Annotated in this window: 12 protein-coding genes; 4 read left to right on the top strand and 8 right to left on the bottom strand. The window is 53.7% G+C overall.

Annotation, left to right across the window (positions count from 1 at the left end):
* Positions 1-124: 124 nt before the first annotated feature.
* Positions 125-829 carry a FadR/GntR family transcriptional regulator gene (locus ACQ3G7_RS20425; protein WP_430891659.1) on the top strand — a complete coding sequence of 235 codons (705 nt, stop codon included), beginning with the start codon at positions 125-127 and terminating at the stop codon, positions 827-829.
* Positions 830-840: 11 nt separating this feature from the next.
* Positions 841-2,259 (top strand): multidrug transporter subunit MdtD, encoded by a 1,419-nt coding sequence (gene mdtD, locus ACQ3G7_RS20430; RefSeq protein WP_430891661.1) that lies wholly within the window; start codon positions 841-843, stop codon positions 2,257-2,259.
* Here the strand turns inward: mdtD and rbsR are convergent.
* The 7 genes from rbsR to kup all read right to left on the bottom strand — a co-directional run bounded on the left by rbsR (position 2,236) and on the right by kup (position 10,166).
* Complete coding sequence (gene rbsR / locus ACQ3G7_RS20435; protein WP_430891922.1) at positions 2,236-3,219, bottom strand: ribose operon transcriptional repressor RbsR; 984 nt, start codon at positions 3,217-3,219, stop codon at positions 2,236-2,238. The genes mdtD and rbsR overlap by 24 nt on opposite strands.
* A 12-nt stretch (positions 3,220-3,231) precedes the next feature.
* On the bottom strand, positions 3,232-4,161 hold the full coding sequence (gene rbsK / locus ACQ3G7_RS20440; RefSeq protein ID WP_430891663.1) for a ribokinase: 930 nt from the start codon (positions 4,159-4,161) through the stop codon (positions 3,232-3,234).
* A gap of 111 nt (positions 4,162-4,272) precedes the next feature.
* A complete protein-coding gene (rbsB, locus tag ACQ3G7_RS20445; protein ID WP_263098649.1) occupies positions 4,273-5,163 on the bottom strand; it encodes a ribose ABC transporter substrate-binding protein RbsB in 891 nt (296 codons plus the stop codon).
* Between the two features lie 26 nt (positions 5,164-5,189).
* Positions 5,190-6,155 carry a ribose ABC transporter permease gene (gene rbsC, locus ACQ3G7_RS20450; protein ID WP_430891665.1) on the bottom strand — a complete coding sequence of 322 codons (966 nt, stop codon included), beginning with the start codon at positions 6,153-6,155 and terminating at the stop codon, positions 5,190-5,192.
* A gap of 5 nt (positions 6,156-6,160) precedes the next feature.
* Entirely contained in the window at positions 6,161-7,666 is a 1,506-nt protein-coding gene (rbsA, locus tag ACQ3G7_RS20455; RefSeq protein ID WP_263098651.1) for a ribose ABC transporter ATP-binding protein RbsA, read from the bottom strand.
* Positions 7,667-7,673: 7 nt separating this feature from the next.
* Positions 7,674-8,093 carry a D-ribose pyranase gene (rbsD, locus tag ACQ3G7_RS20460; protein ID WP_263098652.1) on the bottom strand — a complete coding sequence of 140 codons (420 nt, stop codon included), beginning with the start codon at positions 8,091-8,093 and terminating at the stop codon, positions 7,674-7,676.
* 204 nt (positions 8,094-8,297) lie between these two features.
* A complete protein-coding gene (kup, locus tag ACQ3G7_RS20465; RefSeq protein ID WP_430891668.1) occupies positions 8,298-10,166 on the bottom strand; it encodes a low affinity potassium transporter Kup in 1,869 nt (622 codons plus the stop codon).
* A gap of 222 nt (positions 10,167-10,388) precedes the next feature.
* On the opposite strand from kup, the gene ravA reads away from it, so the two are divergent.
* Together ravA and viaA are read left to right on the top strand one after the other, a co-directional pair.
* Positions 10,389-11,885, top strand: coding sequence for an ATPase RavA (ravA, locus tag ACQ3G7_RS20470; RefSeq protein ID WP_430891670.1), 1,497 nt, complete (start codon positions 10,389-10,391; stop codon positions 11,883-11,885).
* Complete coding sequence (gene viaA / locus ACQ3G7_RS20475) at positions 11,879-13,330, top strand: ATPase RavA stimulator ViaA (protein WP_430891672.1); 1,452 nt, start codon at positions 11,879-11,881, stop codon at positions 13,328-13,330. The genes ravA and viaA overlap by 7 nt, the downstream gene beginning before the upstream one ends.
* On the opposite strand, the gene asnA is transcribed toward viaA, so the two are convergent.
* Positions 13,327-14,319, bottom strand: coding sequence for an aspartate--ammonia ligase (gene asnA / locus ACQ3G7_RS20480; RefSeq protein ID WP_430891674.1), 993 nt, complete (start codon positions 14,317-14,319; stop codon positions 13,327-13,329). The two genes, viaA and asnA, sit on opposite strands and share 4 nt — an antisense overlap.
* Positions 14,320-14,389: the final 70 nt, after the last annotated feature.

A 14,389-nucleotide genomic window follows, 5' to 3' on the forward strand; every position in this document is an offset into this window, starting at 1 on the left:
CGTTTTTTTTCAACAAAGCGCGGTAAAAAGCGGCATGAATTGCTGATTTCGCTGTTTTTACCACCACTGACATATATCGAATGGCATACTAACAGGTGATAACGAGAAAAAAGGAAGTGAGAAAATGTCTTTAAACGCACAACAACTTGCCGCACAGAAAAACATCTCATGGGTACTGGCAGAGAAACTGGCGCGACAAATCCTGAAAGGCAAATATGCGCCGGGCGTTATTCTGCCCGGTGAGATGGAGCTGGGTGAGCAGTTTGGCGTAAGCCGCACCGCCATCAGGGAAGCGGTAAAGACATTAACAGCAAAAGGAATGGTTCTGCCCCGTCCGCGTATCGGCACCCGCGTCATGCCACGCGGTAACTGGAACTTTCTGGATAAGGAATTATTGTCCTGGTGGATGAGCGAGGAGAACGTTGAAACCGTTATCCAACACTTTCTGGTGATGCGCAGCAGCCTGGAACCTCAGGCGTGCCTGTTGGCGGCAACACTGGGCAGCGCGGAACAAAAAGCACATCTCAATACATTAATGGAAGAGATGGTGATTCTGAAAAAGAACTTTAACCGCGAACACTGGATAGACGTGGATATGGCCTGGCATGAACATATTTACGCCATGAGTGAAAACCCCTTCCTTATATCGTTCTCCTCGCTCTTTCACTCTATTTACCACACCTACTTTACCTCTATAACGCAAAACGAAGTGGTCAAACTCGACCTTCATCAGGCGATTGTAAATGCCATTCAGGAAAGCGACGGTGAAAGCGCATTCCGGGCATGCCAGATATTGCTGACCACGCCTTATGCCCCCACGGCGAAATAACGGGATATTGCATGACAGAGAAGAAAGCACGCAGTATGGCAGGCTTGCCGTGGATTGCGGCAATGGCTTTTTTTATGCAGGCGCTGGATGCCACCATTCTCAACACCGCTTTACCGGCCATCGCGCACAGCCTTGATCGTTCCCCTTTAGCCATGCAGTCCGCCATTATCAGTTACACACTGACCGTGGCGATGCTCATCCCGATGAGCGGCTGGCTGGCGGACCGCTTCGGTACGCGGCGGATATTTATGCTGGCCGTGAGTCTGTTCACGCTTGGCTCTCTGGCCTGCGCGCTCTCCAACTCATTATCCATGCTGGTTATCTTTCGTGTGATTCAGGGCATCGGCGGAGCAATGATGATGCCAGTGGCCCGTCTGGCTCTGTTGCGCGCCTATCCGCGCAGTGAATTATTGCCGGTGCTTAACTTTGTCACGATGCCAGGCCTGGTCGGGCCGATCCTGGGCCCGGTGATGGGTGGCATTCTGGTGACGTGGGCAAGCTGGCATTGGATCTTCCTGATTAATATCCCCATTGGCCTTGCCGGACTGTTTTACGCCCGCAAATATATGCCCAACTTCACCACCCCGCGACGTAGCTTCGACATGGGCGGTTTTTTCCTGTTTGGCTTAAGCCTGGTGCTCTTTTCCAGCGGGATGGAGCTGTTTGGCGAAAAGCTGGTTGCCACCTGGATTGCGCTCGCCATCATCCTGAGCGGTATTTTGTTACTGCTGGCCTACATCCGCCACGCCAAACGCCACCCCACGCCGCTGATTTCACTGAATCTGTTTACGACACGCACTTTTTCCGTCGGCATTGCGGGCAATATTGCATCACGCCTGGGAACCGGCTGCGTTCCTTTTCTCATGCCGTTGATGTTGCAAGTTGGTTTTGGTTATCCGGCGCTGATCGCCGGTTGTATGATGGCACCTACTGCTCTGGGGTCGATTCTGGCGAAATCCATCGTCACGCAAATACTGCGCAGCCTGGGTTATCGCAAAACACTGGTTGGCATCACGCTTTTTATCGGTTTGATGATTGCACAGTTCTCGCTCCAGTCGCCATCAATGGCAGTATGGCTGCTGATTTTGCCGCTGTTCGTGCTGGGAATGGCGATGTCCACGCAGTTCACGGCCATGAACACCATTACGCTGGCGGATTTAACAGATGACAACGCCAGCAGCGGCAATAGTGTGCTAGCGGTAACACAGCAACTGTCGATAAGCCTGGGTGTGGCGGTCAGTGCGGCGGTACTGCGTTTTTATGAAGGATTCGACAGCACCAATACGGTGGAGCAGTTTCACTATACGTTTATAACGATGGGAGCGATTACGCTGGTCTCCGCGTTGGTGTTTATGCTGCTGAAAACGAAAGATGGCCGCAACCTGATAAAAGAGCGCAACAGGAAATCAGGCGGAACCGCGCGTCATTAATATCGGCGTCAGTTGCAACCGTTGCTGTTGCAGATCAGGTTCTGCCATTCGATGGATCAGCACATCAATCGCCAGCTCACCCAGTTCATCTTTTGGCTGATGAATGGTGGTGAGCGGCGGTGTCATATAGCGCGCCAGCTCAATGTCATCATAACCCACGATAGCCATATCCTCCGGGATCTTCAGACCCGCCTGATACAGTGCCTGGTAAGCCCCTACGGCCATCGCATCATTACCGATAAATACCGCCTGCGGACGCGCGTTCATCGCCAGTAACGACTGCATCGCCTCAAACCCGCCGCCGAACTCAAAATCACTTTCAATTTCATCGCCTTCGCGAATGGTCAGCCCGGCGCGAATCATCGCTTCGCGATACCCTTCGAGACGCAAACGCGCCGGTGTTTTATCCAGCGGCCCGGTAATGCAGGCAATACGCGTATAGCCTTTATCAATCAGATACTGCGTCGCCATATCGCCGCCAAACAAAGAGTTATCCTGAATCAGATCGCTGTCACCATCAAACGGCGCCCAGTCCATCATAACGGTAGGTATAGAAGGATAACGGTGCATGATCTCTTGTGAAGGCTGATGCGTTTCGGTACACAGCAAAAGTAACCCATCAACGCGCTTTTGCATTAGCGTCTCCAGGTTGCGATTCATCCGCTGTTCATCGCCTTCGGTGTTACACAGCACCAGGCTATAGCCGCGCTCAAAACAGCTACGCTCAACGCCGCGCACCAGTTCTGAATAAAAAGGATTCGTACTGGCGGTAATCAGCATGCCAATCGTACGGGTCTGATTGATCTTCAGGCTGCGCGCAAGGGCGGAGGGCGCGTAGTTCAGCGTTTTAATCGCCGCGTCCACCTTTTCACGAATCGCATCACTGACAAAGCGATCGTTATTGATAACGTGGGAAACCGTAGAGGTGGAAACGCCCGCCAGGCGGGCAACATCCTTCATCGTGGCCACGCGTTACCCCTGCTGATGTAGAAAATCATCAATCTCGTTGCGCCAGGGCACGGACGGTTGCGCACCTTTACGCGTAACGGCAATAGCTGCCGCTGCGTGAGCAAAGCGAATCGCCGCATCCAGCGGTTTATCTTCCAGCAATGCGGTTAACAGCGCGCCATTAAACGTATCGCCCGCGGCAATGGTATCCACGGCTTTCACTTTGAAACCGGGTACGCGCTTGCCTTCGCCCTTCACACTGGCCCACACGCCGCGGCTACCCAGAGTAATAATGACGGTATGAATACCTTTACCGTGCAGTACCTGCGCGGCGCGGGCGGCATCGTCATCGCTGGAGACGTTAATACCGGTGAGTTTTTCCGCTTCGGTTTCATTCGGTGTAATGATGTCCACCAGCGCCAGCAGCTCATCAGAGAGCTCACGCGCCGGCGCCGGGTTCAGTGCGACGAGAGTATCATGCTGATGAGCAATACGGGCCGCAGCCAGCACGCTCTCTACCGGGGATTCCAACTGCATCAGTAACGCGGAAGCACCCGCGATAAGCGCGTGTTGCGCATCGACTCTTTCTACGGAGAGCGCCGCATTCGCTCCCGCATGAATACCGATAACATTCTCACCTTCGCCATTGACGAAAATCAGCGCCACGCCGGTAGACTCATCGGCAACAACGCTCACTGGCGCAACATCAATATTGTCGCTTTCCAGCTGCTTGCGCACCCGCGCGCCGGTGTCGTCATCGCCGGTACAGGCAATAAACGCAATATCCGCACCGCTGCGTCCGGCGGCGACCGCCTGGTTTGCGCCTTTGCCACCGAAAGCGACCTGATAGTGGCTACCGGTTACGGTTTCGCCTGGCGTGGGGAAGGATTCAAGGTTAAGAATGTGATCGGCATTGATACTACCAAGGACGACGAGTTTGCCTGCGGTTTTCATGATGAGCTTGTCCGTAAAGTGCGCCACCGGTGAAGGTGGCGCGTGCCATGCTTTTCTTTTTTTTACGTTGTCCCACAAGCCGCAGCGTGTTGCTGCGGCCAGAACGCCATATTACTGCTTGATGACCAGTTTCAGGTCAACCGGGTTTTTCGCGTAAACTTTTTCGCCTTTCAGAACTTTATCAGCAGTATCAACGCCTTTCGCGCCAATCTGTTCCGGCAACTGGGCGATAGTCGCTGACAGTTTGCCATCATTTACCGCTTTCACACCGTCTGGCGTACCGTCAAAACCCACGACCATAACGTCAGATTTACCGGCTGTTTGCAGCGCACGCAGTGCACCCAGCGCCATTTCATCGTTCTGTGCGAACACTGCCTGCACGTCCGGATGCGCGGTCAGCAGGTTCTGCATGACGTTCAGACCTTTAGTACGATCAAAGTCTGCCGGTTGGCTGGCCAGCACGTTGAATTTATGCGCAGCAACTGCCTGCTGGAAACCTTCGCCACGCTCACGCGCTGCAGAGGTACCTGCAATGCCTGCCAGTTCGATAACTTTTGCACCTTCGCCAGCTTTCTTGGCGATATAGTCACCGGCGATTTTGCCGCCCAGTACGTTATCGGAAGCGATATGGCTGACCACTTCACCGCTGGATGCCACACGGTCAAGGGTGATCACCGGGATTTTCGCCTGGTTAGCCATCTTCACGGCGTTACCCACCGCGTCGGAATCTGTTGGGTTGATCAGCAGCAGTTTGGTGCCACGTACGGTCAAATCCTGAACGTTAGCCAGCTCTTTAGCCGGGTTGTTCTGCGAGTCCAGAACCACCAGGTCATAACCCAGTTTGTCCGCTTCTTTCTGCGCACCCTCCTTCAGCGAAACGAAGAACGGGTTGTTCAGCGTAGAAATAACCAGAGCAATAGAGTCTTTTGCCATCGCATTCGCACTTACGGTGGCGCTCAGTGCAACAGCAGAAACCAGAGTGGCCAGTTTTTTCATGTTCATTTTCATGAGTCCTGTTGTGTAGGTAATTACTGCTTTTTGTTGTCTACCAGCACCGCGAGCAGAATCACCACTGCTTTAACGATCATCTGGTAATAGGAGGAAACACTCAGCAAATTCAATCCATTATTGAGGAAGCCAAGGATCAGTGCGCCGATTAACGTCCCGACGATACGACCCTTACCGCCTGCAAGACTGGTCCCACCCAAAACAACCGCGGCGATAGCATCCAGCTCATAACCTGCTCCCGCAGTAGGTTGCGCCGAGGAAAGACGCGCCACTTCAATAATGCCCGCCAGAGAGGCCAACAGGCCGCACAGCGAGTAAACGATAACTTTGACTTTATCTACGCTGATACCGGACAAGCGCGTAGCGGCTTCGTTACCGCCTAAAGCATAGATATAACGACCCAGACGGGTGTGATGCAACAGATACCATGCGGCAATAAAGACAATCGCCATGAGCCAGACCGGCGTTGGGATGCCGAAAGGACGGCCAATCCCGAACCAGCCAAACACATCGGCATTATCCGTAAAGCCGGTATTGATCGGGCTGCCGTTGGTGTAAACCAGCGTCACGCCGCGCAGCAGCAGCATCATCACCAGCGTGGCGATAAAAGCCTGAACACGACCTTTGGCGACAATGGTGCCGGTTAGCGCGCCTACGGCAGCGCCAAGTGCCAGCGCACCAGCAACAGCCACCAGCGCATTGACTTCCATGCCCACCAGCGAAGCCGCGACAGCGCCGGTTAGCGCCAACAGAGAACCCACGGACAGGTCGATCCCCGATGTCAGGATCACCAGCGTCATCCCCACAGCCATAATGGCGTTAACCGACGTCTGCTGCAGGATATTCAATAGGTTATTGACGGTAAAAAAGTTCGGGCTCATGGTCGAAACGATCGCAATCAGCACCAGCAGGGCAATTAACGATTTTTGTTCCATCAGCCATGCTTTGGTGAAATAACGGCGACCAGAAACAGCCTGGGTAGTCATCTTTTTTACTCCTGATTCACACGATTAAGCTTGCCCACAGCGGCAGCCATCAATACTTCCTGAGTGGCCTGCTCGCGCGTGAATTCACCGCCGAGACGCCCTTCATGCATCACCATAATGCGATCGCTCATTCCCAGAACTTCCGGCATCTCCGAAGAGACAAGAATGATGCTCAGGCCATCGGCCTTAAACTGGTTAATTAACTGATAAATCTCTTTCTTCGCCCCGACGTCCACACCACGGGTCGGTTCGTCGAGGATCAGCACTTTCGGGCGGGTCATCAGACCGCGGGCAATCGCCACTTTTTGCTGATTCCCCCCGGAGAGCAGCCCAATGGCTTGCTCCATTGAGGGCGTTTTCACATTAAACAGACGAATAAAATCACTCACCGCCTGCTGTTCATCTTTATGCTTCAGCGTACCGCCTGTGCGGCTGAAGTAGCGCAACGCGGTCAGCGACATGTTCTCTTTAACCGACATGCCAAGCACCAGCCCGTCACGCTTACGATCTTCAGAGATATACACAATGCCGTTTGCCAGCCCATCCTGCGGGCTGCGGGTGATCACTTCGTGACCATCGAGTGTCACATAGCCGCTGGTGCGCGGCAGTGCGCCATACAGCACTTTCATCAGCTCGGTGCGACCGGCCCCCATCAGCCCGGCCACCCCAAGAATTTCGCCTTTACGCAGGGTGAAGCTGACGTTTTCCACACCCGAGCCACACAAATTATCGACGGTGAGACGCACTTCACCCGGCGCTTTATCCAGACGCGGGTACTGATCTTCCAGCTTACGGCCGACCATCATTTCGATCAGCGTATCTTCGGTCAGCGTCGCAACTTCGCGCTCGGCAATAAATTGCCCGTCGCGGAAAACCGTCACGTCATCGCAAATCTCGAAGATCTCTTTCATTCGGTGGGAGATATAAACAATGCCGCGCCCTTGCGCTTTCAGTTCGCGGATCACGCGAAACAGCGATTCGGTTTCGGTGTCGGTCAGGGCATCGGTCGGTTCATCCATAATGATGACCTGCGATTCGTAGCTCATCACTTTGGCGATTTCGACCATTTGCTGATCGCCGATGGATAACTCGCCAACCAGGCGGTCGCTTTTAAAACGCAGATTCAGCTTCGCCAGCAGTTTGTCGGCGTCGGCAAACATCTTTTTCCAGTCGATTTTGCCAAAGCGGTTCACAAACTCACGGCCAAGGAAGATGTTCTCGGCAATGGTCAACTGCGGAATCAGGTTCAGTTCCTGGTGAATGATGCCAATGCCCGCTTCCTGGGATGATTTAGGACCAGTGAACGTGGTCTCTTTCCCCAGCCAAAGCAACGAACCCGCATCTCGCGTGTAGATACCGGTCAGCACTTTCATCATTGTGGATTTACCGGCGCCGTTTTCCCCGACCAGTGCCATCACGCGGCCGGGGTAAACATTCAGCGCCGCGCCGGAGAGGGCTTTTACGCCGGGGAATGCTTTATCGATTCCCTTGAGTTGCAATAACGCGTCCATGAGGGCCTCAGAATGTGACGCCAGCACAGAGAATGATATTCGCAAACGGGGAACACTCCCCGCTGCGAATAACCGCATGACTGTCCGCGGTGTGTTTTTTGAACTGCTCGTGCGTAACGTACTGCACGGCTATGGTATTTCCCTGGTGTTGTTGCAGTTGCTCAATATGGTTGAGCAACGTTTCGTGGAGCTGCGGATTATGTTGTTTAATTTCCGACGCTAAGATAGCGGCCTCAACCTGCATTTCCGTTGTCACCACTTCCAGCACTTGCATAAAGGAAGGAACGCCCTGTGTTAACGCCATATCCACACGTTGTGTGCTACGCGGCACCGGCAACCCGGCATCACACACCACCAGCGTATCAGTATGACCAAGACGAGAGATGACCGACGAAATGTCAGCGTTCAGTACACGACCTTTTTTCATATTTTATGCTCCACTAGCGAAACGTTTCGCTGAACGCAGTTTAGTACTAAGAATGCTCAGAAAACCATCCCGGCATTACAGAAGTGTGATCGATATCGAAACGTTTCGCTTGTGGGAATGATGAAAAAAACAGCTTTTCTTGCTTAAGCAAAATTTACAGCAATTAATAACAAAAACCCCTCATTGCGAGGGGCTTAATAAGAACTAAATTTCGACCTGGGTTCCCAGTTCTATCACCCTGTTAGGCGGGATCTCAAACTGATCGGGAGCGCGCAGCGCATTTCGCTGCAACACCAGGTAAAGTTTGCCGCGTAACCGCAGATACCACGGACGTTTGCCGACGATCAGCGATTCATGCGACATAAAGAAGGAGGTTTCCATCATGCGGCAATTCAGGCCTTCAAGCCCGCAACGGTGGAACACTTCCTCCACGTTCGGCGTTTCGCGCCAGCCATAGCTGGCCACAACACGCCAGAAGGTCGGCGAGAGCTGCTCTATCTGCACGCGACGAACGTTATGCACATAAGGCGCATCTTCAGTACGCAGCGTCAGCAGGATGACACGCTCATGCAGCACCTTGTTATGCTTCAGGTTATGCAGCATAGCGAACGGAATAACATTCAGCGCACGGGACATATACACCGCGGTGCCAGGCACGCGAACCGGCGGCGATTTTTCCAGCGATGCAATCATCGCTTCCAGAGAGTTGCCGTGTTCATGCATACGACGCAGCAAACGGAAACGTTCGCTCTTCCAGGTGGTCATCACCAGGAACATCACCAGACCCAGGCTTAACGGCAACCAACCGCCGGAAACAATCTTATCGAGGTTCGCCGAGAACAGCGGCACATCAATACACAGGAACAAGGTCAGGATCAGCGCAACAAATAGCTTATTCCAGTGCCAGTTATTACGCGCCACCGTGGTGGAAAGGATCGATGTCAGCACCATAGTCCCGGTTACGGCAATACCATACGCCGCCGCCAGGTTGCTGGAGTGCTCAAAGCTGACGATCACCAGCACCACCGCAAAGTAGAGCAGCCAGTTAATGAACGGGATATAGATCTGCCCGGACTCCATTTCCGAGGTATGGATAATGCGCATCGGGGCCAGATAGCCCAAACGCACGGCCTGACGGGTCAGCGAGAAAACACCTGAAATCACGGCTTGCGAGGCAATGACCGTCGCCAGGGTGGCGATGATCAGCATGGGAATAAGCGCCCATTCCGGTGCCAGTAAAAAGAACGGGTTTTTGATCGCTTCCGGCGTTTTCAGCAGCAATGCGCCCTGGCCAAAGTAGTTCAGCACCAGAGAGGGCAGCACCACAATAAACCATGCCACGCGAATCGGCAGTTTGCCAAAGTGCCCCATATCCGCATACAGCGCTTCAACCCCGGTAATGGAAAGCACCACCGCACCCAGCGCAACAAACGAGATCGCTTTGTACTGAACGAAGAAATTGACCGCCCATATGGGGTTCAGCGCCTGCAACACTTCCGGATTAGACAAAATCCCACGCGCGCCCAGCACCGCCAGAATCAAAAACCACGCCAGCATGATAGGTGCAAACAGCTTCCCCACAAGCCCGGTGCCGTGTTTTTGGATAGCAAACAGTAAGGTTAAGACGACGATAGAGAGCGGAACAATCCATGTGTCGAGCGATGGCGCGACAATTTCCAGCCCTTCAATAGCCGACATAACAGAGATAGCGGGGGTGATGACCACTTCACCATAGAAAAAGCTGCCGCCAATGAGCCCCATAATCACCAGCACGGAGGTCATTCTGGCGGACGTATTGCGCCCCGCGAGCGACATCAGCGTCAGGATCCCGCCCTCACCGGCGTTATCCGCCCGCATGACGAACGTCAGATATTTAATGGAGACGACAAAAACCAGTAGCCAGAAAATCAGCGACAAAAAACCAAAGACTGCATCACGCTCAACGCCGAAACCGAACTGACCAGACAAACATTCACGAAGCGTATAAAGCGGGCTGGTGCCAATATCACCGTAGACAACCCCAATAGCCGCGAGTGTTACCGCGGGTAACGATTGCTTATTATCAGTGCTCATAGACTAATCTTTTGTTGAAATGACAAATGTGTGCTTAGTCCCTTGGCCCACAAAAAGCGCACAGTATGCACGATTATTTGCGAAATCGTACCCCTAAATGCGGCCACGTTAATCTGGAGCAAAGAAAATAAAGCCGTTCTTCAGTCTATTACAAGCCCCTATAGGAACGTCTATACTCGCTTTTGGAAGCCGGATAACACGGCGAAAGGACGCAAATCTATTATGGCTCACTCGCATTTATTAGCTGAAAGAATTTCCCGCTTAAGCAGCGCGCTGGAAAAAGGTCTCTTTGAGCGTAGCCACGCCATTCGGCTATGCCTGCTGGCAGCTCTGAGCGGAGAGAGCGTGTTTCTGCTGGGCCCGCCAGGCATCGCCAAGAGTCTGATCGCCCGTCGTCTGAAATTCGCCTTTAAACATGCCCGCGCCTTCGAATATCTGATGACCCGCTTCTCTACGCCAGAGGAAGTGTTTGGCCCGCTCTCAATCCAGGCACTAAAAGATGAAGGGCGCTATGAGCGCTTAACCAGCGGCTATCTGCCAGAAGCTGAAATTGTTTTTCTGGATGAGATATGGAAAGCGGGTCCGGCCATTCTCAACACCCTGCTGACCGCCATTAATGAACGGCGTTTTCGCAACGGCGCCAGCGAAGAGAAAATCCCTATGCGCCTGCTGGTGGCGGCCTCTAACGAACTGCCGGAAGCAGACAGCAGCCTCGAAGCGCTGTATGACCGAATGCTGATTCGCCTGTGGCTGGACAAGGTTCAGGAAAAGGGTAACTTCCGCTCGATGCTGGTCAGTCAGCAAGATGAAAATGACAATCCGGTGGCGAAAGAGCTACAGATAACCGATGAAGAGTACCTCAGCTGGCAGCACGAGATCGGTCAGGTCAAACTGCCGGACAATGTCTTTGAGCTGATTTATACGCTGCGCCAGCAGCTTGATGCTTTACCAAACGCACCTTATGTTTCCGATCGTCGCTGGAAAAAGGCCATCCGCCTGTTGCAATCCAGCGCCTTTTTCAGCGGTCGCGACGCCGTTGCCCCGATAGATTTGATCCTGCTGAAAGACTGCCTGTGGCACGATGCGCAGAGTATGAATCTGCTGCAACAACAGTTAGATGTTTTGATGACCGGCCACGCATGGCAGCAGCAATCGATGCTGGCGCAACTGAGCAGCATTGCTCAGCAGAATATGCGGCTTCAGCAACAGCAAAGCGATAAAACAGCGCTCAAAGTCAGCCGTCAGGGCGGCATGTTCAGCCGCCGACCGCATTATGACTTGCCGGAAGATCTGGACGACCCGGTACTGACCTTGTTACTGCAAAAACCGCTGAAACTGCACGATATGCAGGTTATTCATGTCACCATTGAACGCAATGCGCTGGCGCAATGGCTGACAAAAGGCGGTGAGATCCGCGGTAAGCTCAATGGCATTGGTTTTGCGCAACCGCTGGATCTGGAAGTGGACTCCAGTCTGCATCTGCAGATCCGCGACGTCAGCCTGCAGGGATCGCGCCTCGCGCTGCCGGGCGCCACGCCGGAAAACGTTCCGGAAGAGATCAAACAACAGCTTGAAGTGCTGGATAACGCCTGGCACCAGCAACACACCCGTTTTAGCGAACAGCAGAAATGCCTGTTTATCGCCGGCGACTGGTTAGGTCGCATTGAAGCCAGCTTGCAGGATGTCAGAGCGCAGATCCAACAGGCGCGTCAATGCTAACGCTGGATACACTCAATGTCATGATGACCGTCAGCGAGGAGGCGATGATTGAAGAACTCATCGTCGCCCTGCTGGCTTCTCCGCAACTGGCGTTGTTTTTTGAAAAGTTTCCCCGACTGAAACAGGCCATTACTGACGATGTTCCCCGCTGGCGCGAAGCGCTGAGAAAACACCTTAAAGAGACTGAGGTTCCGGCAGAGCTGGCGGAAGAGGTACTGAGTTACCAACAAAACCAGCTCCTGTCGACACCGCAGTTCATTGTTCAGTTGCCGCAAATCCTCACGTTACTGGATAAGCTTCATTCGCCGTATGCCGCCCAGGCCAGGCAGATAGTAGCGGATAACGCCATCTTTACACCCGCGCTGCATACGCTGTTTTTACAGCGCTGGCGCCTGAGTCTTGTGGTGCAGACCACCACCTTTAATCAGCAACTGCTGGATGAGGAGCGCGATCGGCTGCTCAGTGAAGTCCAGGAACGCATGACCCTGAGCGGTCAGTTGGAGCCTGTGCTGATTGAAAACGAAAATGCGGCAGGCCGGTTATGGGATATGAGTGCAGGGCAGCTTAAACGCGGCGATTATCAGTTAATCATTAAATATGGTGAGTTTCTCAATCAGCAGCCGGAACTTCAGCATCTGGCCGAACAGCTTGGTCGCTCGCGTGAGGCAAAATCCGTCCCCCGTAAAGATGCGCCAATGGAGACATTCCGTACGCTGGTGCGTGAACCGGCAACGGTACCGGAGCAAGTCGACGGGTTGCATCAGAGCGATGATATTTTGCGGCTGTTGCCGCCCGAACTGGCCACGCTGGGGATCACTGAGCTGGAATATGAGTTTTATCGTCGGCTGGTGGAAAAACAGTTACTCACCTACCGGCTGCACGGCGATGCATGGCGGGAAAAAGTGACCGAACGGCCGGTTATTCATCAGGAATTCGATGAACAACCGCGCGGACCCTTTATCGTCTGTGTCGATACCTCAGGGTCAATGGGCGGGTTTAACGAACAGTGTGCAAAGGCATTTTGCCTGGCGTTAATGCGTGTCGCGCTGGCGGATAAGCGCCGCTGCTACATTATGCTTTTCTCTAGTGAAGTGGTGCGCTACGAACTGACGAGCGCGGAAGGCCTGGAGCAGGCGATCCGTTTTCTCAGTCAGCGTTTTCGCGGCGGAACCGATCTGGCGAGCTGTTTTCGCGCCATCGTTGAACGCATGCAGGGCGGCGAATGGTATGACGCCGATGCAGTGGTGATTTCTGACTTTATCGCCCAGCGTTTGCCGGACGATGTAGTGAATAAAGTGAAGGAACTGCAACACGTTCATCAGCATCGCTTTCATGCGGTGGCGATGTCCGTGCATGGCAAACCCGGCATCATGCGCATCTTCGATCATATCTGGCGCTTTGATACCGGGATGCGTAGCCGCCTGCTACGGCGCTGGCGGCGTTAAAGCAGACCGGAAACCTGCTCGCGGACTTGTGCGGGCCACACACCGCACTGAACCTGGCCAATGTGCGGCAACTGCAGCAACAGCATGGTCAGGCGCGATTGACCAATGCCGCCGCCAATGGTTTGCGGCATCTCTCCGCGCAACAGCGCCTGGTGCCACTCCAGCTGTAGCCGGTCTTCATCACCCGTCAGTTTCAGCTGACGTGTTAACGCAGCCGCATCAACGCGAATCCCCATTGACGAGAGCTCCAGCGCATCTTCCAGTACCGGGTTCCAGACCAGAATATCGCCGTTCAGGCCACTGAAACCCTCGTCTGCCGCGGTACTCCAGTCATCATAATCCGGCGCGCGAACGTCGTGGCGTTTACCGTCGCTCAGCTTACCGCCGATGCCCATCAGGAATACCGCGCCCAGCTCTTTGGCGATGGCTCTTTCACGACCTTTGGCGTCCAGATCCGGGAAGCGGCTGAGCAGTGTTTCACTGTGCACAAAATGGATCTGTTCAGGCAGGAATGGCACCAGACCAAATCGTTTGCTTACTTCTGCTTCCGTGGCTTTGATCCCGGCCCAGATCGCCCCGACAGTCTCTTTTAAGGTCGCGGTATGACGCTCACCGTCGCCCAGCACGCGCTCCCAGTCCCACTGATCCACATAAACAGAGTGGATTGGAGAAAGGCGGTCTTCATCCGGACGCAGGGCTTTCATATGCGTGTATAGCCCCTCTCCGGCGCTGAAGTCGTGCTGGCCCAGCGTCTGGCGTTTCCATTTCGCCAGAGAGTGCACCACTTCAAAGCGGGCCTCCGGCAATGTCTTCACATTGACCTGCACCGCTTTCTCGCTACCGGACAGATTATCCTGGGTGCCATCCCCAACGCGGCTGAGGATCGGCGCCTGTACTTCAATCAGGCCCAGTTTTTCTTCAAGCTGGCGGGAAAAAAAGGATTTCACGAAGGCGATCTGGCGTTGTTTAGCGATGTAAGCGGTTTTCATTATTTAACTCCTGTGTCCTGTTGCTTTTAATTAAGCAACAAAACGACATCGCAACTCAATAATCATCAAT

This window comes from Kosakonia sp. N21 (genome assembly GCF_050587465.1).
Lineage (GTDB): Bacteria > Pseudomonadota > Gammaproteobacteria > Enterobacterales > Enterobacteriaceae.

Bases quoted from the DNA above. Each gene is read 5' to 3' on its own strand.
- ACQ3G7_RS20425 (WP_430891659.1), top strand. From the start codon at position 125: ATGTCTTTAAACGCACAACAACTTGCCGCACAGAAAAACATCTCATGG.
- mdtD (WP_430891661.1), top strand. From the start codon at position 841: ATGACAGAGAAGAAAGCACGCAGTATGGCAGGCTTGCCGTGGATTGCG.
- rbsR (WP_430891922.1), bottom strand. From the start codon at position 3,219: ATGAAGGATGTTGCCCGCCTGGCGGGCGTTTCCACCTCTACGGTTTCC.
- rbsK (WP_430891663.1), bottom strand. From the start codon at position 4,161: ATGAAAACCGCAGGCAAACTCGTCGTCCTTGGTAGTATCAATGCCGAT.
- rbsB (WP_263098649.1), bottom strand. From the start codon at position 5,163: ATGAACATGAAAAAACTGGCCACTCTGGTTTCTGCTGTTGCACTGAGC.
- rbsC (WP_430891665.1), bottom strand. From the start codon at position 6,155: ATGACTACCCAGGCTGTTTCTGGTCGCCGTTATTTCACCAAAGCATGG.
- rbsA (WP_263098651.1), bottom strand. From the start codon at position 7,666: ATGGACGCGTTATTGCAACTCAAGGGAATCGATAAAGCATTCCCCGGC.
- rbsD (WP_263098652.1), bottom strand. From the start codon at position 8,093: ATGAAAAAAGGTCGTGTACTGAACGCTGACATTTCGTCGGTCATCTCT.
- kup (WP_430891668.1), bottom strand. From the start codon at position 10,166: ATGAGCACTGATAATAAGCAATCGTTACCCGCGGTAACACTCGCGGCT.
- ravA (WP_430891670.1), top strand. From the start codon at position 10,389: ATGGCTCACTCGCATTTATTAGCTGAAAGAATTTCCCGCTTAAGCAGC.
- viaA (WP_430891672.1), top strand. From the start codon at position 11,879: ATGCTAACGCTGGATACACTCAATGTCATGATGACCGTCAGCGAGGAG.
- asnA (WP_430891674.1), bottom strand. From the start codon at position 14,319: ATGAAAACCGCTTACATCGCTAAACAACGCCAGATCGCCTTCGTGAAA.